This window comes from Sagittula sp. NFXS13 (assembly GCF_040148795.1).
Classification (GTDB): domain Bacteria; phylum Pseudomonadota; class Alphaproteobacteria; order Rhodobacterales; family Rhodobacteraceae; genus Sagittula; species Sagittula marina.
In genome coordinates, this window is record NZ_JAGEMH010000001.1 from 587,094 (window position 1) to 612,657 (window position 25,564).

Annotated in this window: 25 protein-coding genes and 2 tRNA genes; 10 read left to right on the plus strand and 17 right to left on the minus strand. The window is 60.6% G+C overall.

The annotated features are described in order from the left end of the window. The first annotated feature begins 94 nt into the window (after positions 1–94). From J4E08_RS02765 to J4E08_RS02775, 3 genes are all read left to right on the plus strand, one after another. The gene (locus tag J4E08_RS02765) at positions 95–1,126 is read left to right on the plus strand and encodes a DctP family TRAP transporter solute-binding subunit (RefSeq protein ID WP_183964944.1); all 1,032 of its coding nucleotides are present in this window, start codon (positions 95–97) and stop codon (positions 1,124–1,126) included. Between the two features lie 61 nt (positions 1,127–1,187). Next, positions 1,188–1,877, plus strand: a complete 690-nt coding sequence (locus J4E08_RS02770) for a TRAP transporter small permease (RefSeq protein ID WP_349537197.1) — start codon at positions 1,188–1,190, stop codon at positions 1,875–1,877. A 4-nt stretch (positions 1,878–1,881) separates the two neighbouring features. Next, positions 1,882–3,321: a TRAP transporter large permease gene (locus J4E08_RS02775; protein WP_349537198.1), complete on the plus strand. Its 1,440-nt coding sequence runs from the start codon at positions 1,882–1,884 to the stop codon at positions 3,319–3,321. A gap of 105 nt (positions 3,322–3,426) precedes the next feature. On the opposite strand, the gene J4E08_RS02780 is transcribed toward J4E08_RS02775, so the two are convergent. Continuing rightward, entirely contained in the window at positions 3,427–3,669 is a 243-nt protein-coding gene (locus J4E08_RS02780; RefSeq protein ID WP_349537199.1) for a hypothetical protein, read from the minus strand. Between the two features lie 344 nt (positions 3,670–4,013). Further along, entirely contained in the window at positions 4,014–4,763 is a 750-nt protein-coding gene (tpiA, locus tag J4E08_RS02785; RefSeq protein ID WP_349537200.1) for a triose-phosphate isomerase, read from the minus strand. A gap of 119 nt (positions 4,764–4,882) precedes the next feature. On the opposite strand from tpiA, the gene J4E08_RS02790 reads away from it, so the two are divergent. Next, positions 4,883–5,776 carry an isopenicillin N synthase family dioxygenase gene (locus tag J4E08_RS02790; protein ID WP_349537201.1) on the plus strand — a complete coding sequence of 298 codons (894 nt, stop codon included), beginning with the start codon at positions 4,883–4,885 and terminating at the stop codon, positions 5,774–5,776. Between the two features lie 54 nt (positions 5,777–5,830). Here J4E08_RS02790 and J4E08_RS02795 read toward each other — a convergent pair whose 3' ends face one another. The 5 genes from J4E08_RS02795 to J4E08_RS02815 form a co-directional block, all read right to left on the minus strand. Further along, entirely contained in the window at positions 5,831–6,466 is a 636-nt protein-coding gene (locus tag J4E08_RS02795; protein ID WP_349537202.1) for an aspartate/glutamate racemase family protein, read from the minus strand. 3 nt (positions 6,467–6,469) lie between these two features. Further along, on the minus strand, positions 6,470–7,309 hold the full coding sequence (locus tag J4E08_RS02800; RefSeq protein ID WP_183964370.1) for an ABC transporter permease: 840 nt from the start codon (positions 7,307–7,309) through the stop codon (positions 6,470–6,472). A 9-nt stretch (positions 7,310–7,318) separates the two neighbouring features. After that, the gene (locus tag J4E08_RS02805) at positions 7,319–8,140 is read right to left on the minus strand and encodes an ABC transporter permease (protein WP_502949241.1); all 822 of its coding nucleotides are present in this window, start codon (positions 8,138–8,140) and stop codon (positions 7,319–7,321) included. 184 nt (positions 8,141–8,324) lie between these two features. Beyond that, complete coding sequence (locus J4E08_RS02810) at positions 8,325–9,590, minus strand: ABC transporter substrate-binding protein (RefSeq protein ID WP_349537453.1); 1,266 nt, start codon at positions 9,588–9,590, stop codon at positions 8,325–8,327. Positions 9,591–9,648: 58 nt separating this feature from the next. After that, a complete protein-coding gene (locus J4E08_RS02815) occupies positions 9,649–10,632 on the minus strand; it encodes an ABC transporter ATP-binding protein (RefSeq protein ID WP_349537204.1) in 984 nt (327 codons plus the stop codon). Positions 10,633–10,882: 250 nt separating this feature from the next. Between J4E08_RS02815 and J4E08_RS02820 the strand changes: the two genes are divergently transcribed. Next, entirely contained in the window at positions 10,883–11,569 is a 687-nt protein-coding gene (locus tag J4E08_RS02820; protein ID WP_349537205.1) for a GntR family transcriptional regulator, read from the plus strand. Further along, entirely contained in the window at positions 11,566–12,399 is an 834-nt protein-coding gene (locus J4E08_RS02825) for a GNAT family N-acetyltransferase (protein ID WP_349537206.1), read from the plus strand. Before J4E08_RS02820 ends, J4E08_RS02825 begins: the two co-directional genes overlap by 4 nt. Here J4E08_RS02825 and J4E08_RS02830 read toward each other — a convergent pair. From J4E08_RS02830 to J4E08_RS02870, 9 genes are all read right to left on the minus strand, one after another. Further along, positions 12,396–12,719 (minus strand): TfoX/Sxy family protein, encoded by a 324-nt coding sequence (locus J4E08_RS02830; protein ID WP_183964948.1) that lies wholly within the window; start codon positions 12,717–12,719, stop codon positions 12,396–12,398. The two genes, J4E08_RS02825 and J4E08_RS02830, sit on opposite strands and share 4 nt — an antisense overlap. Positions 12,720–12,723: 4 nt before the next feature. Continuing rightward, positions 12,724–13,107, minus strand: coding sequence for a HesB/IscA family protein (locus J4E08_RS02835; RefSeq protein WP_183964380.1), 384 nt, complete (start codon positions 13,105–13,107; stop codon positions 12,724–12,726). A gap of 28 nt (positions 13,108–13,135) precedes the next feature. After that, a complete protein-coding gene (locus tag J4E08_RS02840; RefSeq protein ID WP_349537207.1) occupies positions 13,136–13,864 on the minus strand; it encodes a DUF3307 domain-containing protein in 729 nt (242 codons plus the stop codon). Next, on the minus strand, positions 13,861–14,466 hold the full coding sequence (locus J4E08_RS02845; protein WP_349537208.1) for a MarR family transcriptional regulator: 606 nt from the start codon (positions 14,464–14,466) through the stop codon (positions 13,861–13,863). The genes J4E08_RS02840 and J4E08_RS02845 overlap by 4 nt, the downstream gene beginning before the upstream one ends. A gap of 54 nt (positions 14,467–14,520) precedes the next feature. Next, positions 14,521–16,200 (minus strand): mechanosensitive ion channel family protein, encoded by a 1,680-nt coding sequence (locus tag J4E08_RS02850; RefSeq protein WP_349537209.1) that lies wholly within the window; start codon positions 16,198–16,200, stop codon positions 14,521–14,523. 260 nt (positions 16,201–16,460) lie between these two features. Then, positions 16,461–17,684: a glycerophosphodiester phosphodiesterase family protein gene (locus J4E08_RS02855; RefSeq protein WP_349537210.1), complete on the minus strand. Its 1,224-nt coding sequence runs from the start codon at positions 17,682–17,684 to the stop codon at positions 16,461–16,463. Between the two features lie 174 nt (positions 17,685–17,858). Continuing rightward, positions 17,859–18,221, minus strand: coding sequence for an SUF system Fe-S cluster assembly protein (locus J4E08_RS02860; RefSeq protein ID WP_183964389.1), 363 nt, complete (start codon positions 18,219–18,221; stop codon positions 17,859–17,861). A gap of 156 nt (positions 18,222–18,377) precedes the next feature. After that, entirely contained in the window at positions 18,378–19,796 is a 1,419-nt protein-coding gene (gene rimK, locus J4E08_RS02865) for a 30S ribosomal protein S6--L-glutamate ligase (RefSeq protein WP_183964391.1), read from the minus strand. A 119-nt stretch (positions 19,797–19,915) separates the two neighbouring features. After that, positions 19,916–20,806, minus strand: a complete 891-nt coding sequence (locus J4E08_RS02870) for a LytTR family DNA-binding domain-containing protein (protein WP_349537211.1) — start codon at positions 20,804–20,806, stop codon at positions 19,916–19,918. Between the two features lie 260 nt (positions 20,807–21,066). On the opposite strand from J4E08_RS02870, the gene J4E08_RS02875 reads away from it, so the two are divergent. Both J4E08_RS02875 and J4E08_RS02880 read left to right on the plus strand, forming a co-directional pair. Further along, positions 21,067–21,143 (plus strand) — tRNA-Asp (locus J4E08_RS02875). Positions 21,144–21,341: 198 nt separating this feature from the next. Next, positions 21,342–21,418, plus strand: a tRNA-Asp gene (locus J4E08_RS02880). A gap of 295 nt (positions 21,419–21,713) precedes the next feature. On the opposite strand, the gene mepK is transcribed toward J4E08_RS02880, so the two are convergent. After that, positions 21,714–22,280, minus strand: a complete 567-nt coding sequence (mepK, locus tag J4E08_RS02885) for a peptidoglycan L,D-endopeptidase MepK (protein WP_183964395.1) — start codon at positions 22,278–22,280, stop codon at positions 21,714–21,716. 324 nt (positions 22,281–22,604) lie between these two features. On the opposite strand from mepK, the gene J4E08_RS02890 reads away from it, so the two are divergent. Both J4E08_RS02890 and lpxD read left to right on the plus strand, forming a co-directional pair. Then, positions 22,605–24,257 carry a L,D-transpeptidase family protein gene (locus J4E08_RS02890; protein WP_349537212.1) on the plus strand — a complete coding sequence of 551 codons (1,653 nt, stop codon included), beginning with the start codon at positions 22,605–22,607 and terminating at the stop codon, positions 24,255–24,257. A 192-nt stretch (positions 24,258–24,449) separates the two neighbouring features. Continuing rightward, complete coding sequence (lpxD, locus tag J4E08_RS02895) at positions 24,450–25,541, plus strand: UDP-3-O-(3-hydroxymyristoyl)glucosamine N-acyltransferase (protein WP_349537213.1); 1,092 nt, start codon at positions 24,450–24,452, stop codon at positions 25,539–25,541. Positions 25,542–25,564 lie beyond the last annotated feature (23 nt).

Below are 25,564 nucleotides of genomic sequence, written 5' to 3' on the forward strand. Positions count from 1 at the left end.
CGGTATCTGACAATACCTTGCGCTGCGCTGTGCATATGCGGAACCTTCTTCACCGGACTGAGAAGTCCCAAGGGAGAAAATGGAGGACCCCATTATGAAGACGACGTTTTCCGCCGCCGCAGCCGTGGCCGCGAGCCTGTTCGCATGCGCTGGCGTGGCCCAGGCCGAAGGTATCACCGGGTGTGACGAGGGCGAGGTGACGATCAAGTTTTCACACGTCGTGAACACCGACCGCCACCCCAAGGGGATTGCGGTCAGCCTGTTGCAGTCCCGTGTAAACGAGGAAATGAACGGCGCCGCCTGCATGGAGGTCTTTCCGAACTCCACGCTGTACAACGACGACCAGGTGCTCGAGGCGATGCTGAATGGCGACGTCCATCTTGCCGCGCCGTCGCTGTCGAAATTCGAACAGTTTACCAAGCAATTCCGCATCTTTGACCTGCCGTTTCTGTTCAGCAACATGGAGGCGGTCAACGCCTTCCAGCAAAGCGAAACCGGCCAGGAGATGAAAGAGGGCATGGTGCGCCGTGGCCTTTTGGGGCTGGAGTTCTGGCACAACGGAATGAAGCAGATCTCGGCCGATGTGCCGCTGGTCAATCCCGGTGATGTGGCCGGATTGAAGATGCGCGTACAGGCCGCCGATGTGATCATCGCCCAGATGGAAGCGCTTGGCGCATCGCCGCAGCCGATGGCGTTCTCCGAGGTGTATGGCGCGCTTCAGACCGGCGTGGTGGATGGCCAGCAGAACACATGGTCGAACATCTACGGGCAGAAGTTCTTTGAGGTGCAGGACGGCATTACCGAGACCAACCACCTGTTGCTGGACTACATGGTGGTGACGTCCGTGGATTGGTGGGACGCACTCGATCCGGCCATCCGCGACCAGTTCAGCCAGATCCTGCGCGAGGTCACCGAGGCCCGCAACGGCGCGTCCGAGGCGGTCAACCAGGAAGCTCGTCAGGCAATCATTGACGCCGGTGGCACGGTCCGTGAGCTGACACCGGAGCAGCGCCAGGCCTGGGTCGATGTGATGCTGCCGGTCTGGAAGCAGTTCGAGGACGACATCGGCGCCGAAAAGATCGAAGCCGCCAAACGCATCAACGCAGAGATTGCGTCTGGACAGTAATTATTCACCGGCCGGAGGCAGGCGCCTCTGGCCGGGCATCAGACAACGAAGGGGATGAAGGATGTCAGGTGATCACGAAAGGCCGGACAGTGGCTTTGGCTACGTCATAGATGAATTGGAGAAATCCGCGATTGCGCTGATCTTGGGCGCGATGACACTCATCACCTTCATCAACGTCGTGCTTCGGTATGGGTTCAACACCGGTCTGATCTGGGGGTTGGAGGCCACGTCGCTGCTGTTTGCATGGCTGGTGGTGTTTGGCGTCAGCTACGCGGTCAAGACGACGGCGAACCTTGGGGTCGATGCGGTCGTGAATATCGTGCCACCGGCGGGTCGCCGGGTTCTGGCGCTGATCGCCGCTGGCATCTGCATCGCCTACGCTTTGTTGATGTTGAAAGGGGCGTGGGATTACTGGGCCAACTTCGCCAACCTGCCGCAGACCACGGGGCGCTGGTTCCCCACCGGGTTCGAGGACATGACCCGCACCTCCTACCGCAGCTGGTATGAGGTGATCGACATTCCGATGCCAGAGTGGCTGCGGTTCATCGAGCCCTGGATCAACGAAGGCGAAGCCTACGAGAAGATCCCGCGGTTCATTCCGTATTTCATCTTGCCGTTCGGCTGCCTGCTTTTGCTGTTCCGGTTCATTCAGGCGACCATCCGCATCGTGCGCGGTGACTCCCACAGCCTGATCGTTTCTCACGAAGCCGAAGACGCCGTCGAAGACGTCGCACATATGAACAAGGACTGATCCCATGGACGTCGTACTTCTCTTTACCATGGTGATCGGCCTGATGCTGATCGGCGTGCCGATTGCGGTGTCGCTCGGCTTTTCGTCCATCGTGTTCTTGCTGTTCTTGTCGGACACCTCGCTGAGTTCCGTCGCGCAGAGCTTCTTTCAGGCGATGGCAGGGCACTACACGCTGCTGGCGATCCCGTTCTTTATCCTTGCGTCGTCGTTCATGTCGACGGGTGGCGTGGCCCAGCGGATCATCCGCTTTTCCATCGCCATCGTCGGGCATTTGCCGGGTGGTCTGGCCATCGCGGGCGTTTTCGCCTGCATGATGTTCGCGGCCTTGTCCGGGTCGTCGCCCGCGACCGTTGTGGCCATCGGTTCCATCGTCATCGCCGGGATGCGTCAGGTTGGCTATTCCAAGGATTTCGCTGCCGGGGTCATCGCCAACGCGGGTACGCTTGGCATCCTGATCCCGCCGTCCATCGTGATGGTGGTCTATGCCTCCGCAACGGACGTTTCGGTTGGCCGCATGTTCCTGGCCGGTGTGATCCCGGGCCTGATGGCGGGCAGCATGTTGATGGCGACGATCTACATCATCGCCAGAGTGCGCAACCTGCCGCGCGGCGAATGGAAAGGCTGGGACGAGGTTTGGTCCTCCGGCGCGGATGCGGTCTGGGGCCTGCTGCTGATCGTGATCATCCTTGGTGGCATCTACGGCGGTGTGTTCACACCGACAGAGGCCGCAGCGGTTGCCGCTGTCTACGCCTTCGTGGTTGCGAACTTCATCTATCGTGACATGGGGCCACTGCGGGCTGAGGATGGACATCACAAGGCTCTGTGGGAAAAACCCATCGCGCTGGTGACGGCCTTTTTCCACCGCGACACGCGCAACACCTTGCTGGACGCGGGCAAGCTGACGGTCACGCTGATGTTCATCATTGCCAACGCGCTGATCCTGAAGCACGTGCTGACCGATGAGCAGATCCCGCAGCAGATCGCCGGGGCCATGCTGGACGCGGGCTTTGGGCCGGTCATGTTCCTTGTGATCGTGAACGTCATCCTGCTGATCGGCGGTCAGTTCATGGAACCGTCAGGCCTGCTTGTCATCGTGGCACCGCTTGTGTTCCCGATCGCGCTGCAGCTGGGCATTGATCCGATCCATCTGGGCATCATCATGGTGGTGAACATGGAAATCGGGATGATCACGCCGCCAGTGGGTCTGAACCTCTTCGTCACCTCAGGCGTGGCGGGGATGCCGATGATGCGTGTGGTGAAAGCCGCGCTGCCTTTCCTGGGTGTGCTCTTCGTCTTCCTGATCATGGTGACCTATATTCCGATCATCTCGACCTGGATGCCGAACGAGGTCATGGGGCCGCAGATCCGATGCGAAGGCACGATGCTGCCGTCGGAACCGCTGGAGCGCGCTTTCTGCGAGGCGAATGGTTTCGGCGCAAACTGATCCCCCGCTCAGCGTAAGAAAAGGGCCACCGAAGCGGATGCTTTCGGTGGCCTTTGTCATTTTGTCGGGACGCTGGCGCGGCGGCCCATGCGACATGGGCCGGTCTCAGCGGCAGACGGTGACGAGCTGGCCGTTGCGATATGTGCGGTAGGGGCTGTTGCAGACATAGTAACGCTTCTGCTTGGGCCGTTTCGCTTCCTGCACGGCGAGGGTGCCGAGCACACCGAGGACGACACCGCCGACGACATTGCGCTCTTTTTGGTTCAGCGCGGCAGCAGGTGTGGGCATGGACAGGGACGCGACCATGGCAGTGGCGGCGACAAGGGCGGTTAGGGATTTGGCAGACATGGAAATTTCCTCTTTTGAAAAACACAGGCCATAGCCTGAGATCGGGCGCCCGGCAGAGAGGCGCCTCACGCGAAACAATGCCCGCAAGTCCTGCCGGAAAACGATAGCACGGGCTGGTTATCGGATAACATGTGGTGGGAAATTGGCGTATTCGGGTAAACCGGACTTTGGCCGAAATAGTTGGCAGCCCTCGCACGCAGGGCAATTGCCGGTCTGTGGTGTCTCATTGAAGGAATTTCGTGCACGAAATTCGGCGTTTCAAAAACCAATGAGGGAAACGAAGGTCTGCCCCTTCAGGAACAGGTGTCGCCGGGCGGCCCTATGCGTGCGCCCGGCGCAAGGGTTTACTGGGCGCTTTTGTTCAGCGCATCAATGATGGGCACGAAATCCTCGGCCTTCAAAGAGGCGCCGCCCACCAGCGCGCCGTCCACGTTGGAGGTAAGGAAGATCTCTTCGGCATTTGCAGCCTTCACCGAACCACCATAGAGCAGCCGCACCGAGCGGCCCACACCCGCGCCAAAGCGCCGTTCCAGACGGGAGCGGATGAAATCATGAACCTCGCCGATCTGTTGAACCGTCGGAACCTTGCCCGTACCGATCGCCCAGACGGGTTCGTAGGCCACCACAAGATTGTGGCCGGTCGCCTCGTCCGGGATGGATGACGCGAGCTGGCCGCCGATGATGTCGAGCGTGTTCGAGGCTTCAAACTGTTCGAGGGTTTCACCGACGCAGACCACGGCTTTGAGCCCGGCGGACCACGCGGCGCGGCACTTGTTGCGGATCAAGGCGTCGGTTTCCTCGTGGTCGGTGCGGCGCTCGGAGTGGCCGAGGATCACGTAGGTCGCGCCCGCGTCCGCGAGCATCTCTGCCGACAGATCGCCGGTATGTGCGCCCTTGGGCTGGTCGTGGCAGTCCTGACCGCCCAGCGCAATCGGGCCCGCCTGTTCCACGGCGCTGGCGATCAGTGTGGCGGGCGGGCAAATCAGAACCTCTGCCGTGCCTTTGTCTGCGGCCGTAGCCATGGCCGACAATTCCTCCAACGCGGCGCGTGTGCCATTCATTTTCCAGTTGCCTGCGGCGAGTTTGGTGCGCATTCGATAGCCCTCCTGTCACTTTCGCGAAGTGTCACGCTGCACGCGCAAAGGTCAAGGGTCCTTGCTTAACAGCGGGGGGCGTGGCATGGCACCCGCGTCATTTGAAAGGGGCCAAGCCAATGATACCCAGTCTGGACGCCGCAAAGATCGCCACCCGCGACCCGCAAACCCTGGACGCGTTGCGGGATGCGGCCTTCGACATCGGGTTTCTGAAGGTGCGCAACACGGCGATCCGGCCGGCACGCATGCGGCTTGTGTTGGCCGCCTACCGTGCGTTCTTTGACCTGCCGGAGAAACAAAAGCGCGTTGTCGACATGGCCGTGACCGGGGCCAACCGGGGGTGGGGTGCACCGCAGTCGGAGCAGGTCGATCCTGATGCCAACCCGGACTACAAACAGGTGTTCGACAGCGGGTTCGAGGCCCCGGAGACGGGTCTGTCAGTCTATGCATCCAACCTGTGGCCCTCAGAGCCAGAAGGGTTTCGCGCCGTGATCGAGGCCTATTACCGCGATGCCAGCGCTGTGGCCATGGATCTGCTGCGCGGCATTGCCGAAGGGATTGGCGAGGACCGGCATTACTTTGACGACAAGTTCGACCGCCCCATGGCCTTGCTGCGCGGCAACTATTACCCGCCGCGACCCGATTGGGCGGGGGAAAAGGATTTCGGCATCGCGGCGCACACGGACTACGGTTGTCTGACGTTGCTGGGCAGCGATGGCGTGCCGGGGCTTGAAGTCCTGGGGCGGGATGATGAATGGCACGAGCTTCAGGCGGCACCGGGGGAGTTCGTCATCAACTTTGGCGAGATGCTGGAGATGTGGACCGGCGGGCGTGTGAAGGCAACGCTGCACCGTGTGCGCGGCTCGACGGACGAGCGGATTTCAGTGCCCCTGTTCTTCAATCCGAACCACGACACGAACGTCGCGCCGATGGGTTCCGGGCAGGTGATCCGGGCCGGTGACCATCTTCAGAAGCGGTTCAAGGAAACCTACCGGCACCTGCAATCGACCTGAGGATTGGTGATGGCTTTGCCGTTGGCCGCTGGCTGATCCCATTTGATGCAGGTCTCAGCGCGTCATCCACAGCATCGCGCGTGCGGCGCTTTCAACCGGATCTATGACGGGACAGGGGAGCTCTGCACGCATGGCGGCGATGACCTTGACCATGCCTGCGCAGCCCAGCACGATGGCGTCGACCTGATCTTCCTCCAAGGCGCGCCGTGCCTGCGCCAGAATTGGCGCACAGGCGGCTTGCGGGTCGCGCTCCAGCTCCAGCACAGGCACGTCGGAGGCGCGCACGCGACCAAGGTGGCCGCTCAGCCCATATCCCACGATGTTCGCCTCGATCACCGGCACGGATACAGGCAGGGTGGTGACCACGCTGAACCTGCGGTGCCGCAGGGCGCAGTCGAAGAATGCAGCCTGCCCCAGACCGATCACGGGGCAGGGCGCGCGTTTGGCCGCCTCCGCCAAGGCCGTGTCGTCAAAGCAACCGACGATGATGCCCTCTGCCGTTACCGTGTCGATCAGGCGCAACAACGGCCCCTCCGCCAGGGCACCATCCTCTCGCCCTTGGATCGCGGGAGGGCCGTCGTGCGATGTCATGGCGTCAAACATCAGGTCCGGTGTCGCGACGCGTGCCGCCGCGAGCATCGACTGTGTCATCGCCTCGGTGCTGTTTGGATTGATGATCAGGACGGACATGGCTCAGATCATCCCTTTGCCTGCGTCGGACCCGGCCCGTTTGCGCCGCCGTCCGATGATCCAGGCCATCACCAAGAAGACCCCGATGATGGCAAAGGAAAACAGCGTCGTCAGTGTGCCCAGCGCAAAGATCACCGGCGTCGTGACGTTTGTGGTCATGCCGAAGATCTCCAACGGCAGGGTGTTGTAGCTGCCTGCCGTCAGCAGTGTCCGCGCAAATTCATCATAGCTGAGCGTGAAGCCGAAAAGAGCCACCCCGATCAGGGAGGGGGCAATGATCGGCAGCACCACGTGGCGGATGGTTTGCCAGGGGGACGCCCCAAGATCGCGGGCTGCTTCCTCGTATGACCGATCAAAGCGGTTGAACACGGCGAACATGATCAACAAGCCAAAGGGCAGCGTCCACGTCAGCTGGGACCCAAAGCCGGAGGTCGCCCAATGCACCTTCAGCCCGCCTTGTGAAAAGATGAGGCCAACGCCAAGCGACACAAGGATGGAGGGGATCACAAGCGCTGTGATGATCAGGTAGAACAGGATCGCGGATCCCTGGAACCGCTTGCGAAAGGCAAGACCGCCAAGCACGGAGACCACCACGGTGGTCACCATGACCATCAAGCCCAGCACCAAAGAGCGCCGGAAGGCTCCCCAGATGTCGCCGACGGCCTGCTCCTGGAACAGATCGCGGAACCAGTGCAGCGACACGCCGCGCATGGGAAAGGTCAGGCCGCCTTCCGGGCCCTGGAACGACAACACCGCAATGGTGAGCGTCGGCCCGTAGAGGAACAGGAGAAACAGCGCAAAGAAGGCTGCAAGGATGTAAAAGGAGCGGGGACGCGGTTCCAAAAGGCTCTCCTAGAGTTCTTTGCGAATGTCGACGAAGCGCAGCAGGATGCCGATCACCAGCAGCACGGTGATCAAAAGCACGACGGCTGTGGCCGAGGCGGACGGATACTGCAGCAGCGAAATGTCGTTGGAAATCAGACGCCCGACATTTGCGGATTGCGATCCGGACATGAAACGAACGGTGATGAAGTCGCCCATCACCAGCGTGACCACGAAGATGGTGCCGATCATGATGCCGGGCTTGGTCAAAGGCACGATCACGTGCCACAGGGTCTGCCACCCGGACGCGCCGTTGTCGGCGGCAGCCTCGATCAATGATCGGTCGATGCGCATCATCGTGTTGAAAATAGGCACGACCATGAACAGTGTGTAGAGATGGACAAAGGCGAGGATCACGCTGAAATCACTGAACAAAAGCCACTCAAGGGGTTCGTCGATCACGCCCCATGACATCAGCGTGGAATTGGCCAGGCCATTGCGCCCCAGAAACGGAATCCACGAAATCATCCGAATGATGTTCGACGTCCAGAACGGGATCGTACACAGCAGGAACAGCGCAACCTGCCAGGTCAGCGAGCGTACGTGGAAGGCCAGGAAATAGGCGGCGGTAAACCCGATCCCGAGGCAGAAGACCCAGGTGATAAACGCATATTTGAAAGTATTGAAAAATACCCGGTAGGTCACATCCGACCCAAAGAGAAACGCGTAGTTGTCGAACTGGAAGGCCGGGTAGATCGACCATTCGGTCGCCCCCCAGAAGCTCACGATCACGATCATGATGATCGGCATCACCAGAAATACCGACAGCACCAGAACCAAGGGCGACGCCATCAGCCATCCCGTCACATGCCGGTTCTTGAAAAGCTCAGACACTCTGTCGCTCCCTGTTCATCGCCGCCCGCGAGGTGCGCGACGTGTGGGCCACCTAATCGGCGCCCCTGCTTCTTTGCTTCAAAAATCTCTCGGGGGGTGCAGGGGGCCGAAGGCCCCCTGTCTTGTCGCCTTGGGTAATCGCTTATGATGCGATGAACTCGTTCCATTTGCGGACCATGTACTGGTTCTCGTCCATGACAGCGTTCCAGCACGCCACCTGGCCCATGCGCTCCTCGAAGGAGCCGCCATCGCGAACGTCGCCCGCCTGCGCCAGCACATCCCCGGTCGGTGACGTGATCTCGCCCGTGGCCGGCTTGCCCTCGAACCAGTAGCCCCACTCATTCTCGGACATGAACTCTTTCGAGGTTTCAGGCACAGCCGAGTAGTAGCCCTGACGCATCAGGTAGCCGCCGACCCAGCCGGAGAGGTACCAGTTGATGTATTCGTAGGCTGCGTCCAGCTCCATGCCGGACAGAGATTGCGACAGCCCGATGCCGCCGCCCCAGGAGCGATAGCCTTCTTTCAGCGGCTGGTAGACGCAGTCGATGCCGCGGGATTTCACGGCCGTGATCGCGGGCGACCACATGGACTGGATCACCACTTCTCCCGAGGCCATCAGGTTGACGCTCTCGTCGAAGGTCTTCCAGAAGGCGCGGAACTGGCCGTTCTGCTTGGCCTCGGTGAAGATCGCGAAGGTCTTGTCGATCTCTTCGCGGGTCATGTTGCCTTTGTCGCCGTACTGGATTTCGCCCATGGCCTCGCAGACCATCGCCATGTCCATGATGCCGATTGACGAGATGTCGAGGATCGAGGCCTTGCCCTTGAACTCCGGGTTCAGAAGCTCGGACCAGCTTTCGATCGGGCGGCCGATCAGGTCGGGACGGATGCCCAACGTGTCGGCGTTGTAGATCGTCGGGATCAGCGTCATCCAGTTGGTCTGCTCGTCGGCGAAGGTCCGGGCGCCAGGCTCTGGGATGAAGCCCACGGTATGCGGCGCAGTGCCTTGGGCGATTACGCTGTCCTCTGTCAGCTTGCCGGATTTGAAGATGCCGACGATCTTGTCGTAATTGGCGATCTTCGACACATCCATTGCCTGGAGGTTCCCGGTCGGCCAGACCTTCTTGCAGATCCAGTATTCGATGTCCGCGATGTCAAAGCTGTCCGGCTGCGTGGCGGCGCGCTGCGTGACGCTGTCCGAATCCAACGCGGTCATTTCCAGCGTGATGCCAAGGTCTTCCTTCACCTTGTTGGCCACGTCGTTGAGGTTGGATACGCCTGTACCGAACTGGCGCAGGGTGATGTTCTTGATCTCCTGGCCCCAGACCATCGGTGCGGGCAAGGCGGCTGCAGCCAGAGCGGCACCGCCGGTTTTCAGCAAAGAGCGCCGCGAATAGCGGACTTTCGAAATCGTTGTCATGGGTGTCTCCCTTAGGTCCCTGTCGGTCTTTTTGGTTTTTAATTGCGGCTCAGGCGCGCAGCGGGTGCGCGGCTGTGCAGTCCCAGTCGAGGCCAACGGCCTCGCCCACATCCTTTGGTGCCCCAAAGAAATCCTTGTCTGTCAGCAGCGCGGTGACCTCCTGGTCGCCGGCGACCTTCGCTGTCAGCGCCACATGGGTGCCCTGATATTCGACGGTGATGATCCGGCCTTCGAGCTTGGCGGCCCCCGGGGTAGCCAGCCGCAATTCGTCAGAGCGTACCGCCACTTTGCCCTCCGCGAGGGAGATCACGTTATGACTGCCCAGAAACTGCGCCACAAAGGCGGTGGCAGGCCGGTCGAACACGTCTCGGGTCGGGCCGGCCTGTTCGATCACGGCGTTGTTCATCACCACGATCTCGTCGGCGAGGGCCAGTGCTTCGTCCTGGCCGTGGGTGACGTGAATGAAGGTGATGCCCAGCTCTTTTTGCAGCTTGCGCAGCTCGGCACGCATCCGAACCCGCAGGAACGGGTCGAGCGCCGACAGCGGCTCGTCCAACAACAGCACTTGCGGACGGGTGATCAACGCGCGGGCCAAGGCGACACGCTGTTGCTGACCGCCGGACAATTGGTCGGGCAGCCGGTCGGCAAGATGGGTCATGTCGACCAGTTCCAGCATCTCCATCGCGGCTTTGCGGCGCTTGTCCGGATCGGTGCCTTTCATTTTCAATGAAAAGCCGACGTTCTCCGTCACGTTCAAATGTGGAAAGAGCGCGTAGCTCTGGAACATCATGGCAGTGCCACGCTTTGCCGGGGGCAGGCGACCGATGTCGCGACCGCCCAGCAGTACATTGCCGTCACTGACGGTTTCATGCCCGGCGAGCATCCTCAAGGTCGAGGATTTCCCACACCCGGACGGTCCCAGAAGACAGGCATAGGTGCCCGCATGAAACAGATGGTTGATGGCATCGACAGCCGTGGTGTCGCCGTAGCGCTTGGTCAGACTGACAAGTTCAAGATCAAGATCGGATCGCATGTGGCCCCCAGAGAAACTGACGTCACCATGACGAGCGGGAGTTCCTCCGGTGAACTGAAACATGCGGCTTTGTGATGGGTGTGCCGGGCAATTGCTTAAATCGAAGTCACAGAGGTCTTGAATTGTGCAAAATAAAGGCGATGATTGTGCACAATCTGGCCAGGCGCCGTGCACGATATCGGTTGGTGTTGTCGTCCTGATGGGCATCTGGCAAGGAATCACGGGTAATATTGGAGCCTCTTTCGCGCCTATGTCCGACACGCGTTCCCACCCTGCCTCGCCCGATACTCTGGCCATCAGTCTGACGGAGGCGATTCACGAACACCGCGTTCTGCCCGGCATGAAACTGTCCGAGGACGAGGTGGGCGACATCTATGGCGTCGGACGCACGGTTGTACGGCAGGCGCTGCGGTCGCTGGCTCATGACGGTCTGGTGAGCATTGAGCGCAATCGGGGCGCGTTCGTGGCGCGCCCGTCGGTCAAGGAGGCCCGCGAAGTGTTCGAGGCGCGCGCCTTGCTGGAGCCTCGCATGGCGCGCGCCGCCGCTGAGCGCACCACAAAGGAGGACATGGCCCTCCTGCGCGCCCACATCGCAGACGAGCACGCCGCCCTGGACGCGGGTCAACACGGGCGTGCCTTGAACTTGTCCGGTCATTTCCATGTCGAAATCGCCCGCATCGCTGATCAGGCCACGGTCGAAGGTTTCATTCGACAGTTGGTCTCACGCTCTTCTTTGGTGATTGCGCTCTATTGGCGCCGTCGCAACGCCATGTGTGAAAGTCATGCGCACCATGCGCTGTTGGAGGCATTGAGCGCGCGCGATGGAGCAGGGGCAGAGGAGCTGATGAAGGGTCATCTCCTCGACCTTTTGTCACAACTCGACCTGCGCGATCAGGCATGGACGGGCGTTTCTCTGCGTGAGGCGCTGCGCCCATGACGCTGTGCCGCGTGATACGCCCCGAGGAGATGCCAGTTGTTCTGGGCTGGGCCGCCGCCGAAGGTTGGAACCCCGGTGTAGAGGATGCAAATGCCTTTCTTGCGGCCGATCCTGACGGGGTCTTTGTGGCAGAGGAAGATGGCGCGCCGGTGGCAGCCATCTCTGTCGTCAACCATTCGACAGACTTTGCTTTTCTGGGATTGTACCTCTGTTTGCCGGAGTATCGGGGGCGCGGCATCGGACTTGCGCTGTGGACCTACGCCTTGGCCCATGCCGGATCCCGGACCGTTGGCTTGGATGGTGTCCCTGCACAGCAGAAAAACTACCGATCGTCCGGATTTGAGCCTGCGGGTCAAACGGTCCGCTGGCAGGGCGTGCCGCCCGATGTGCCGACCCCGCCAGATTTGCCGTTGGCGTTGCCTCAGGATTTGGAGCGTATGCTTGCCTTGGAAAACGCGGCGTCCGGATGGGCGAAGCCAAAGTTCCTAAGCGCCTGGTTCCAGCAATGCCAGACGCGCGCCACCTTCGTAGATGGCACGTCGGGCATTGTAACGGTCAGATTATGTCAGGTCGGCGTGAAGATAGGGCCGCTTGTGGCGCAAAATTCGGATCAGGCCCGGAGGCTGATCGCGCAGGCCGTCGTTTGGGCCAAGGCGCATGCGGCGGCACAGATCGTGCTGGACGTGCCGCAAAGCGCCACTGGGATGACTGAAATTTGTCGGCAGATCGGTCTGGAACCGGGCTTCGAAACCGCGCGCATGTATCGTGGTCCGGCAAGTCCTGAAGCGCCCAAAGGTTTCTACGCCGTGGCCACGTTGGAGCTGGGCTAAAGGTGCTGTAGCGCCGCGCGCGCCAGATCGCAGGCCGCTTCGGGATCGTCCTCGCAGTCGGGTGGCAAGGTCCAATAGGGCATCGCCGCAGATTTGCCGTCTTTGCGCGGGTAGGTCCAGCGTGTGCACCCCATACCTTCTAGAACTGGGATGAAGGCTCCCACACCCTTGATCATGATTCCGTAATCGGAGTGGACCAACGCGAAGATCGTGCCGCGATGATACAGACACAGACCGCCCATCATGCGGCGCGTCGTCAGATCCCCGAGATCGGAAAACAGGTCCGTGGCATAGGCGATCTCTTCTGCCGAGATCGCCACAGGATCAGCTTTGCGCGCCGCGTTCGGCGGCTAGCTCGTCGATATCCTTGAACTTGATCGACTCACCGCAGCCGCAAGCGTCCGTGACGTTCGGGTTGCGGAACTTGAAGCCGGATTCCAGCAGCGCGGTCTCGTAGTCGATCTCTGTGCCGAACAGGAACATCTGCGCCATGGGGGCGATGAGCACGCGCGCGCCGTCCTTTTCCACGACTTCGTCGTTCGCCTCGGGCGCGTCGACGTAGTCCATGGTGTACTCCATGCCTGCGCAGCCGCCCTTCTTCAGGCCGATCTTCAGGCCGAAGCGGGCGTCACGCTCCATGAGCTTGCGGATCTGTTTCACCGCCGAGGCGGTGATGGTCACGGGGGATTGGCCGGGAATGGCGAACATGAGATGCCTCTTTGATTACGTTCCTAACCTAAGGGATCCCTGCCGAAATCTCAAGGAGGGCTGACGTGGTATAGCCGCATCCCATCGCCCACAGGAAAGAGGCCAACGTGCCAACAATGACATATTCGGCGGTTTTCTGGTCATCGGTGGCTTCCTTGAAGCGCAGGATCGACTTGGCGGTGATGAGAAAGCCGATGGCGGCGGGCTGATCGACCAATATCAGCAAGAAGATCAGCGCGCGTTCAAGTTGACCAATAAGCCGCCCGGCCTCTGGCAGGCCGCCGCGAGGTAGATGCTCGGAGAAGCGGCTGGTCAGCATCCCCACGGCGTAGCCGCCCGCCAGCACGGCTGCGATGGCGCCGGAGATGATCAGCGCAACGGGCAACAGCCAGCCCGCCTGGGCAGCGACGGCATCATTCAGCGCGCCGGGGTAGCGGAATGCGATCCATCCCAGCGTCCCGATGTGCAGCGCCTGATCGCCCAGGAAAGCCTGGAAACTGTTGCGCGCCGGCGCAGGCAAGGCGTAGCTTTTGGCAGCGTCGATCACGAGATGCGCCAGCATCACCAAAAGCGCCAGCTGCCATGTGCCACCCAGCACCAATGTGGTCAGAACACCGTGAATCGCAACATGCAGCAGGAGGATGAAAACATTGCGCTTTCGGGCGGCCATCCATGCGGGTTGGAACAGGAAATCGCCAAGCATATGCGCTAGGAGAAGCGCCGCGAAGACGTTCAAAATGGGCTGTGTCAGGATCATTCCGCAGCCTCCCACGCCGTGAGCGCCGCGTCGAGAGCAGGGTAGCCCGCGGCGTGCAGGGCCTGATCGACCGCTTGACGCGAGATGCCCAACCGATCCGCTGCGCTGGCCCGCGGGCCAGCGTCCGGCGGCAGCATCAGTGTGACAGCGCGGGCCTGCGCTTGGGTCCATCCCAGCGCGATGTGATCGGCCAGCACCACGGTAGAGTGCATCGCGCCACCCGAGGCGTGCGCCATGCGCGCGCCGCCGTCCAATGCGTCCAGCAGGCGCCCGGAGGCTGTGTAGCCTGCGCCATGGGCGGCATTCAGGTCAGCTGTATCGGTGAGCGGGCCGGTGTCCCGCGCGATGGCGATGCGGGTGGCGCGGGCTTTGTCCAGCCGCCGCAACCTCGCCGCGATCCACAGGGCGACCCGCAGGTCATAGCGGGGCGTGTCCATCGCGATCTGCCAGCCGTCGCCACCGCGACGTGCGAACCGCGCTGTGACACCCCAATCGGCCAGATTGTCGACGACGCTGCCGACCTCTGCCAAAGTGGCATCGAGGTCGGGGATCTCCAGCGCGGTGGAGGCAATCACGTCACCGGTCAGAACCACATAACTCATAGGCAAGCTTTATTGCTTGCATTTAGGGAAAGCAAGCGAAATCACTTGCGCGCCTTACGCGGCCTCGACAATGTTGGTTTCCGGGAAAACCGGCATGCCCTTGGTCTTGGCCATCTGGTTCATACACTTGACCAATTTTTCCCGCGCGATGCAGGTCAAATCCCAAGACGTGTTCGGGTCCTTGCAGGGGAGAATGAACAAAACTTCAACGCCAAACACATCCTGCCCGGAAATGCGGACCTGTGCCTTGTCACGGTCATCCAACTGGTCCGGGTCAAGATCATCCATGACCTCTTCGAAACAGGTGCGGAGTTCTTCGATATCGACGGTCGGGACGAGCTTGAACGAAATAACCCGCTGCATCTCCGGCTCTTTCAAAGTCCAGTTTTCAAAGGTTTCCGAGACGAACTCATTCACCGGCACCACAAGACGGATGCCCGTCCACACGCGCAGTTGCACGAACGTGAAATTAATGCGTTCCACATGGCACAGAGAGCCTTTAAAAACGACGCGATCGCCGATCCGTGCAGACTGGTTCAGCGCGATCTGCATGGATGACAGGATGTTTGACAAGATCGTGCGCGCCGCAAAGCCGACGATCAAGGTCAGCGCCCCGGCCGATGCGAGCAGCGAAAACCCGTAGGTGCGGAACAGATTGGCCGACGACAGCACGATACCAAAGCCGACGAGGAAGACCACCAGCACCAAAATGCGCCGAACGGCGGCAATGCGCGTGGCCTGACTGCGGGTCTCGTCGAATTGTTTGCGCGTCAGGTCCATTTCTTCGAACCCGGTGATCTGGTCGAGAACAACCTCGATCACATTGACGATCAGCATCAGAATAGCTGTAACGAAACCTGCGGCGATCAAAGGCGATATCACGGAGCTCAGGCGTCCCGAAAATACAAAAACCGTCTGTGTCCCAATGGAGACCAGCAAAGCAATGGCGGCGATGATCATCGGCAGCCGCGCGGCGCGGAACGCGGCGGAGGTGATGCGGTGCGTGGCATGGCGTCCGACGCGTGTCAGCAGTTTGGAGGTGCCCCAACCGACAAGGCCGGCAAGCAAAAGCAGGACCGGCAAGCCGATGACCTCCCACCACATCAGCCCCCAGAATGCCGTGTTGCGCAGCTGATCCGGCAGCCATTTTTCAAAGCGCGATGGTCCATAGGCATCGTACAGCGCAGGGATTTTCTGCACGGTGTGGCGCGAAATGACCCAGACAGGATCTTCGCCGTCGGCCTTGATCCGGTCAAGCCGGATGGCTGCCGGGATGCCGTCCAGCTCGATTTCCCAGACCAGCAGGGACCGACGCTTCATCCCGGCGGTGGCGGCATTCGAGGTCTCACGCGCATCCATTGCATCAGGCCGGTCGATGATCTGGCCCCAATTCAATACGGCGCGCCGCTGCATCACGGTCATCAACTGACGCGCCAGCATTGTGCCGGTCTCTGCCTGCTCTTCGGGGGGGATGGCGTTGAGGTTCAGCAGGTGCGCGGGCGCGGTGTCCTTGATCTGGTCCTGTGTGCCCGGCTCGCCACGGCGCTCGTCGTACCGCAGCAGGGCCTCCATCGTCGCGCGTGGCGTGGCGCGACCAATGACGTCCGGCACTGCGCCAAGGCCGCTGTTGAGGGTCTCGACTTCGAACCACGGCGTTTCCTGCGCATTGGCAGCGGGGGAGATGGCAAAGAGAAAGCCCAGCAGCAGAGCCGCCAGGCGAAAGGTCTTCTTCATGCTGTCACCCTGCATCAGCGGGCCATCGCCGCAGCGCGGACGTCACAAACAGGGGTGTCGGCGCACGGCGGTGGGACGTCGTGATGAACGGTCCAGAGCGCCAGGGTCGAATGAAATGTATGATCAAATATGTGTCGCATAGGGATCAAACGTCAAACCTGCGAAGCAGTTCCCGAAAACGTGATGATCTCTTAACAGAGCCGCGTTCTGCGGCGGCAAAACGCGCCCCTCATTCAAAGGGGCGCGTCTGTCGATGTAGCTTACAGCCCTTTGCAGTTCGCGTAATAGGTCACCGTGGCTGGCCAGTCGGCGAAAACCCCCTGCACGCCAACTTTCTGCGCCAGCGCATCCAGAAGCGTGAAGTAGTCGCCGTCCGTATCGATCACCGAGTCCAGGCCCGAGAAATACCAGCCGCCACCATTCGCGAGCGGGCCGGAACGTTCCAGCGACCAGGTGATGATGCCGAGGTCGGCTTCCTTCGCCTTCTTGGCGAGGGTGGAGGGCACCAGTTCACCGTCTTCGACCGTCACCAGCATGAAAAGCGGGGGCGCGATGTAGTTGATGCCCATGTCCTTGAGCTCGTCCATGGTGTTGGGCCAGTTGGCTTCATCCATCGCCGAGAAGGTTTTACCCTCATACTGGTCCATCAGATAGACAGCCTGTTCGCCATACTCACCGGCGGTGTCGACCCAGTGCTTGACGATCTCGATGTCAAAGGACTGCGGCCAGACGCGCGCGGGGTCGATGCCGGCGTCGCGGTATTCCTGGATCATCTTGTCGGCATAATCGGCGTAGGTGAAGCCGTCGAAGGGCATCTCGACCGAAGGCGCCTTCAGCTCCGGCGTGAAATCGGCGCCGAGGCTGTCAAACAGTTGAATGGATTCGGCGTGGGTCAGCAGCGTCGCGTCCTGATTGAACAGCGTGGTGCGCCATTCGGCGTTTCCGCTCTGGAACTCTTCGGCTGTGGTGGCGGCGCGGTTGGCGCTGTCCATTTTCGGTGCAAGCGTCTGGAATTCGGCCAGCGTCAGATCGGAGGTGCGGCACTCTGCGGCGGCATCTGCGCCATCAGCGGCGGGCGAGAACGGTGTCGTGCACTTGTCCGCCAGATCCGTGGTCAGGATGTTGGTGGTGGTGTGCAGGTCATTCTGAGCGTGACGGCAGACCAGTTCCTTGTCGGCGGTAAAGGTCACGTCGCATTCGAGGACGCCGGCGCCCATTGCGGCGGCGGCACGGTTCGACTCGGCGGTATGTTCCGGGAACATCAGCGGCGCGCCACGGTGGCCAATGGAGAATTTCGTCGTCTCAGGCGTCTGCGACAGGCAGGCCATCATCTCATCCTTGAGCGGGCCGTCTTTCATTTTTGACACGAGATAGCCGGGGCGAACGCCGTAGGTCAGACCGCTCTGGTAAGACATGGCATCGGTATCGGCAGCGACCTGAGTGGCCGCCAAAGTGGCAATCACGGCGAGACGTGTTGTAAGCATGGGATTTTTTCCTCTGAATTGGATGATGGACCCAATGCGCTCGCAGGGCAACGACCGCATGACAGCACTGTAACGCGAGGATGAAAGATACGTTAAGGCATTGTAACGGACGTCATGAAAAAGGCGCGCAACCCGGGGAGTTACGCGCCTTTCTAAATACTGATGTGGCGAAGCTTACATAAAGCCGAGTTCGAGCCGCGCCTCGTCGGACATCATGTCCATGCCCCAGGGCGGCTCCCAGGTGATCTCGACATCGACAGTTTTCACGCCGGCGACGGGTTCAATGGCCTCTTGCAGCCAGCCGGGCATTTCGCCCGCCACGGGACAGCCCGGAGCCGTCAGCGTCATGATGAGGCGCACATCGTTTTGGTCACTGATTTCAATCGTGTAGACCAGACCCAGATCGTAGATGTTCACCGGAATCTCAGGGTCGTACACCGTGCGACAGGCTTCGACCACGGAGTCGTACAATGCATGGTCTGTGCTCGACGGCGCGATCAGCGGGGCGCCTTCAAGCTGTTGGCTCGCATCGGTCATGTCTGTCCTCGTCGCTGGAAACCTGAGCATTCATATAGGGATCGCATCGCGCCGGGTAAAGGCCCCGGCTGGAAAGGGTATTGCGCGATTTGTGTTCCGTCGCGGACAGGCCGGGGTGCCTGGGGGCAAAACCCGATCTGTCCGCGACAGGTGGCATTAATCCTCGGAATCGATCCGCTTGCGAACCGGGGCAGGGCGGACCTGTGCCTCTATGTGCTCGAAAACGATTTCGGCGAGGTTCTTTTTCGTCGCCGTTTCAATCCCTTCAAGACCGGGTGAGGAGTTCACCTCCAAAACCTTCGGCCCAGCTTCGGACCGCAACAGGTCCACACCCGCGATGTTCAGACGGAAAGCCTTGGCCGCTCGCAGGGCGGTCTCGCGCTCTTCCTTGCTGATGCGGACAACCTTGGCAGATCCGCCGCGGTGAAGATTCGACCGGAAGTCGCCGTCTGCGCCTGTGCGTTTCATGGCGGCAACCACCTTGCCGCCGATCACGAGACACCGAATGTCCTCGCCTGCGGCTTCCTTGACGAAATCCTGCACGAGGAAATTCGCTTTCAGACCACGAAAGGCGTCGATCACCGACTCGGCGGCCTTTTTCGTTTCCGCCAGAACCACGCCCTTGCCTTGTGTCGACTCGAGCAGCTTCACGATCAGCGGCGCAGTGCCCACCAACCGCATCAGCGACTGCGTGTCCTTGGGGGAGGCGGCAAACGCCGTGTTCGGCATCCCGATCTTGTGCCGGGCCATGAGCTGGTGGGCGTGCAGCTTGTCACGCGACGCCAGAATGCCCTCTGATCCATTCAGGCAAAAGGTGCCGATGGTCTCGAACTGGCGGATCACGGCCGTACCATACGCGGTGATCGACGCGCCGATGCGTGGAATCACCGCGTCATACCGAGGCAGGCGCTTGCCGTCGTAATGCACTTCGGGTGTCAGAGCGTTGATCTGCATGTAGCAGCGGGTGGTGTCGATGACCTCCACCGTATGACCGCGCTTTTCACCTTCTTCCACAAGGCGACGCGTGGAATAGTTATCCTCCCGCGACATGACCGCGATTCGTAAGGATCGGTTCGGCGCGGCACTGCGGACCCGCGACGTGGTGTAGACATCATACGACAGCCGAGGCTGTTGAAACCGGTCTGTCGCCACGATCGTGATGTGGTCCTTCAGCGCCTCGCGCCCCAGTAGCATCCGTGACGCCATGTTGGACCGGTCGGTCAGCGTCACCTCGATCCGCCAGCTTTCATCGCCGACGCGCAGAGTGGGCGCGATGACGTAGCGCATTTCGGATTCACCGTTGGAGGACGTCACCTGACGACGATCCACAATCCGCGCCGAGCAGGGAATCACCAGATCTTCGCGCCCCGGGACCGGATGCACGGTAAAGCGGACTTTGGGCGCGCTGGCACTGCCAAATGTCTCGATGTCAAAGGCATGCAGGGCAGATGTGCGGGCCCCGGTGTCCACTTTGGCGCGCAAGGCGGGGAGGCCAAGGTCGGGCAGGGCAACCCATTCCTCCCAGCCAAACCGGATCATGTCGGTTTCTGGCTGTTCCTCGGGTGTGTCGGTCATACGTGCCATCCATTGGTCGTGCCGCAGCGCACCTGCGCCGCAGTCGTGAAAAGACTAAGTTGTCTGAAGACCTAGCGCGACGCGGCCTGGATGTCATGCGCGAAGCGGGATGCGGAATGTCATGCGTGCGCGGCGAGCCAGTCGCGCACGCTGTCTACACGCGACCGTGCGACCGGCACACGGGTCCCATCACTCAGGCGCAGAACATGTTTCGCGCCTTCTTTTTCAAGAGCTTGCGCCGCATGGACCGCCACCCACCAGGATCTATGCGGCTGAATGCCGTCTTCGGGGTCGGTCTGCGCCACGATATCTGACAGGCGCACGCGATGGGTCATGGTTTCACCGTGCATGACCACCTGTACGTGATGTTCTCGGGCCTGGATGTGGCAGACGCCAGCCAATGGCACAGGTTCCGATCCGATCAGGATCTGACGATGAGGCGTTTCGGGCTCGGGGGCCTCGGGCACAGGGGACGGCTTTGGTGCTGCCTCGTGAATGTAGCGCAGGTAAAGCGTCAAGAAAATTTCGGTCACGATCAGATACACAATGACCTCCTGCACCGAAACGATGCTGAGGTTGCCGTCCGTCACGACGTGAACCAACGCCTCAGACAGGGCCAGTGTCGGGGCCATGATCGCGATGGACATCAGCGGGTTGAAAACGGCGAAGGTTCCCGTCCGCCGCTGAACCCAGGCCAAGCCAAATAAAAGCGAGATATGCGTGAGTATGAAGTTGCCGAAGAACGTGATCCAGACGATCGCAAATGCCGGTGGCGCCAATTGACCGATCAAACCCGGAGGATCGGCAAAGACCAGGATCGCGAGCACAAAGCACAGATAGATCTGCGTCCTGCGATCCACCAACTTCAAGGCAAATTCAATTGGGTCGAGGCTGTGCCGCGTTCCGAAGACGTCGATGAACACCACTGGAAATGTCGAGTTGGTCGGCACGGCGTTTTCCTCGGGTCGGTTGCTACCATCTGGGGCTGCACCTGTCTGTTCGATAAACATCGGTGCCGCAAGCATTCAGCGCGTCAACTTTAGCATATCAAGCTCGCTGCATGAACCTTCTGCACCAACCCAGGTGCGACGCAGACCGGTTTTCGGCGGTGAAATCGGCGGTTTTCTGGTGGGGTAAAAAACCTTCACAAAAGTGCTTGACGGGTCTGGCCGTTGTCCCTAAAAGCCCCCTCACGCCACGAGGCAGACGCGACACGACGGACCGAACGGAACGGGTTGAGCGGACGCAGCGGGGCGCTGGAAACGGCAGAGCGGTTGTAGCTCAGATGGTTAGAGTACCGGCCTGTCACGCCGGGGGTCGCGGGTTCGAGCCCCGTCAACCGCGCCACTTCCGTTTCATCGAAAGGCCCTCGCAATTGCGGGGGCTTTTTCGATTCCCGGGATCGCTGATGGTGGCTTTTGCGCGAGAAATCGGTGTCGGGACGCGCGCGTTTCAAGGGCGCAAAACGCTTGTAAATTTCTCCCCCGATTTTCGTATTTTTCCGCTTGCCCTCATCTGCGCCGGGGGCTATCAGGCCCCCATAGCGCGGTTGTAGCTCAGTTGGTTAGAGTACCGGCCTGTCACGCCGGGGGTCGCGGGTTCGAGCCCCGTCAACCGCGCCACTTTCCCCCTTCGATTTGTTGTGACACATGCCCCTGATAGGGGCGGATCGAAGGTGATGACGTACCCCCACATTTTTTGATGATTTTCTTCGGAACCTTTGACGGACACTTGCGTTCACCTGTCAGAGAATTCGAAGCGTAGGGTTTTGGGAAAATGTTGAAAACGCAGCGTCAAGTATTCCTGACTGACCCTAAATCGAAGTGTATGCCAACTTGCCTCGCAAGCGAGGGCAGGCAAAGGGAAACGAAAAAGGCGCCACGTGGGCGCCCATTCGAAAAAGCGAGGTAGTTAGAGTTACGCGCCCCAACTGCGAACGGGGCCGCAATCCATATGGACGAAATTGGAGCCGGAATATCGACCGACGCCGCCGCCACGACATGCCGCAGCTGCTTTGGCCATTTGCGACACCGAGCGCGTAGATAGCCGAAGATCGGCAGCTTGTCCGCGCAGGTGACGAGAATTCTTTGCCACACCAGAGGATCGTGATCTTAGCATCGCATTTGTCTTCGGGGAGCGATAGCCGGAGATAAGCATGTATGGCTCCGAGCAATCCATAAGATTGTGAGCCGCACACATGATGTCCACTGTACGCGGATCAATGGATTTGACGTCGTCCGTCCGCCAGTCACGCATGAACAGGTTTATCTCCTTGAGCGAGTCGGCGAGGTAGTCGCCCTCGATCCAGTAGATCATGTCAATTCTCTCACCCGTTCGCCCCGAATACATATGCAAACGACGTATGTCGCCTGCGCCGCGCAAGAAGCCCGCGGCGTTCGAGTATGTGGGTGCTGCTGCAACCGTTGTTGCAGCGAATGCACCGAGGAGGCCCCGGCGCGTGATACGCATATTGTTTTCTGTCATGTAAGGCGCCTGTCCCGTGGTCGCTGTTACCTGTTTGCGCAGATCGTTGCTGCGCACCTGCCATCTATCCCCAGATGTCTTTCTCGGTATTGCACGAATCGAGCACTCCATAAAGCGGGATTTGTTATGAATTTTAGCTTTCAAGCGGAAGTTGGCAGAAACCCGCGCAAAGCAATGAGGGTGTGGCGCAAATGCGCAGATCACGCACATGTCACTGCAACGCGCCGTTGGCTGCCGCATAGTGAAGCATTAAGCGTTTACAGGCTTACGACATTGATACACAAGTTTAATATTGCCGGGGATGTTATGCACAAGGGGTACGGAATGCGCGGTCAGCAGAAGTTTTATGAACAGATTGGAGGACGCATCCAGTCGCTCTTCGTGGCTGGTGCCGTTGCTGGTCTGTTGGCTTGTGCGCCCGCAATGGTCAGCGCCGAAAATTTTTCGTTCAAAGTGACGGCGTATAAGCAGGCCGTTGCCGAAAGCCTCGGCGACGAGGAGGGGATCGCGGCGTTCTATCGCGCGCGTGGATTCGAGCCGATCTGGACCGGCGACGACGCGGCCAGCACGGACCGCCGCCGGGCCTTGATCGAGAGTTTCGGATTGGCTGACGTGCATGGCCTGCCGACGGCGAAATACGACGCGCGCGCCCTGATGAACAAGATGGCAGCGGCCAGGACAGGCCGGGAACGCGGTCTGCTCGAGGTGGAGCTGAGCCGGACATTCATCAGCTTCGCCAATGACTTGCAGTCGGGTATCATTGACAATCCCGGTCGCGTCGACAGCCAGATCAAGCGTACCTTGCCGCGCCGCGCGCCTGAGGATCTTCTGACTCAGTTGATTGAACAGCGTCCTGAAGCCGTGTTGCGCAACCTGGTGCCGCCGACGGCTGAATACTCTCGTTTGATGCGGGCCAAGCTGGTGCTGGAACGCAAGATTCGTCATGGCGGGTGGGGCGCGACGGTGTCCGCCGCCAAGCTGGAGCCGGGGCAAAGCGGCGACCGCGTCGTCGCCCTGCGCAACCGTCTAGTGTCAATGGACTACCTCGCGCCATCCCTGACCACCACATACGACAGCGCCATGGAAGCCGCCGTACGGCAGTTTCAGGACGATCACGGGCTGAACATCGACGGCGTGGCTGGCTCTTCGACCCTGCGGGAAATCAACGTCGCACCAGAGGACCGCCTGAAATCGGTCATTGTCGCCATGGAACGTGAGCGTTGGCTCAACATCGAGGGCGGGCGCGGCAAACGCCACATCCTCGTCAATCTTGTCGATTTCCACGCTCAGATCATCGACGACGACAAGCTGACATTCGAGACCCGCTCCGTCATCGGACATCAGGATCACGACCGTCGCACGCCGGAATTCTCCGACGTCATGACCCACATGGTGATCAACCCGTACTGGTATGTGCCGCGCTCGATCATTGTCGGGGAATATCTGCCGCTTCTGCGATCCAACCCGGGCGCTGCCGGTCATCTCGATATCATCGACTCCCGTGGGCGGGTTGTGAGCCGGGGACAGAGCTTTGCGCGCTTCTCCAGCAGCAGTTTTCCGTATTCCATGCGGCAACGTCCCGGGCCACGCAACGCTTTGGGGACGGTGAAATTCATGTTCCCCAACAAGTACAACATCTACCTGCACGATACGCCTTCGCAGAGCCTTTTCGCGCGCGAAGTCCGGACGTTCAGCCATGGCTGTATCCGCCTTGATGACCCGCACGATTTTGCCTACGCGCTGCTGGCGCGGCAGACGGCCGATCCGGTGAATTATTTCCAGTCGATCCTGCGGTCCGGCCAGAACACAAAGGTGAATCTGGAGCAGAATGTCCCGGTTCATTTGATCTACCGCACGGCCTTCACGCCCGCGAAAGGTCATGTGAATTACCGCCATGACATCTACAACCGCGACGCCCGCATCTGGGAGGCGTTGCAGGCCGAGGGCGTATCTTTGATGACCCATTGGGAAAGCTGAGCGACCGCTTCCTTTCGTCTTTGTATCGGTATCACGCGCACGGCCCTCAGGGGTCGTGCGTTTTGTTTTGCCGTGTTCCAGAAATGTGCGGCATGTGTCGGGCGGACCTCTGCGCAGCGCGAGGCCTGCGGGATGGACATTTCGGGGCATGGGCGCTTAGACCTTGGCCAAGAAGCGGTGAGGGACACGACCATGCATTATACTGTGGGACAGATTGCCGAAGCGCTCGGTGTCACGGCTGAGGGCGATCAAACGCTGGAGGTGTCCGGTGTGTCCGAGCCTCAAACGGCGTCAGCATCGCAAATCGCGCTCGCCATGAAGCCGGAGTTCGCGTCGCGGATCGGTGAAGGGCAGGCGCGGGTCGCCATGCTCTGGAATGGTGCCGATTGGCGCGGCATGGGGCTTTCGGCGGCCTTGATGGCGCCGCGCCCGCGCTTTGCCTTGTCCGGGCTGTCTGCAATGATGGATCTGGGGCAGGGTTACGGTGGCGGTATTCACCCCTCTGCCTTCGTCGATGAAACCGCCGAGATTGGTGAAGGGGTCAGCATTGGTCCCATGAGTGTCGTGATGGCCGGGGCAAGGATCGGCGCGGGCAGTGTGGTTGGGCCGCAGTGTTTCGTCGGCCAAGACGTGGTGCTTGGTGCCGAGGCGCTGTTGCACGCGGGTGTAAAGCTGATGGCGCGGGTGCGCATCGGCGCGCGTTTTGTCGCACATCCCGGCGCGGTGGTGGGGGGCGATGGCTTCTCCTTCGTGACGCCGGAACCCTCTGGTGTCGAAAAGGCACGCGCCAGCCTTGGCGAAGAGGGCAACGAGACAGCGCAGCCCTGGGCGCGCATCGCCTCGCTCGGCGCGGTATCGGTGGGCGACGATGTGGAGATGGGCTGCAACGCCTGTATCGACCGCGGCACCGTGCGCGACACGCAGGTGGGCAACGGTGTGAAGATGGATAACCTTGTCCAGATTGGCCACAACGTGGTCATAGGGGACGACACGATGGTCTGTGCCGGTGGTGCGATCGCCGGGTCGTCCGTGCTGGGGCGCAATGTGGTGGTCGGTGGCTGTGCCGGAATTTCCGACAACCTCAAGATCGGGGATCGCGTGATCCTTGGCGGCGGCACGATGGTCTTGTCCAATGTGCCGGAGGGCCGCGTGATGCTGGGCTATCCGGCGATGAAGATGGACAGCCACGTGGAAAGCTACAAGGGCCTGCGCCGCCTGCCGAGATTGTTCCGCGATGTGGCTGACCTGAAAAAGGCGGTTTCAAAGTTGACGTCGAATGACTAGATCTTCGGCAACTTAGGGTGACT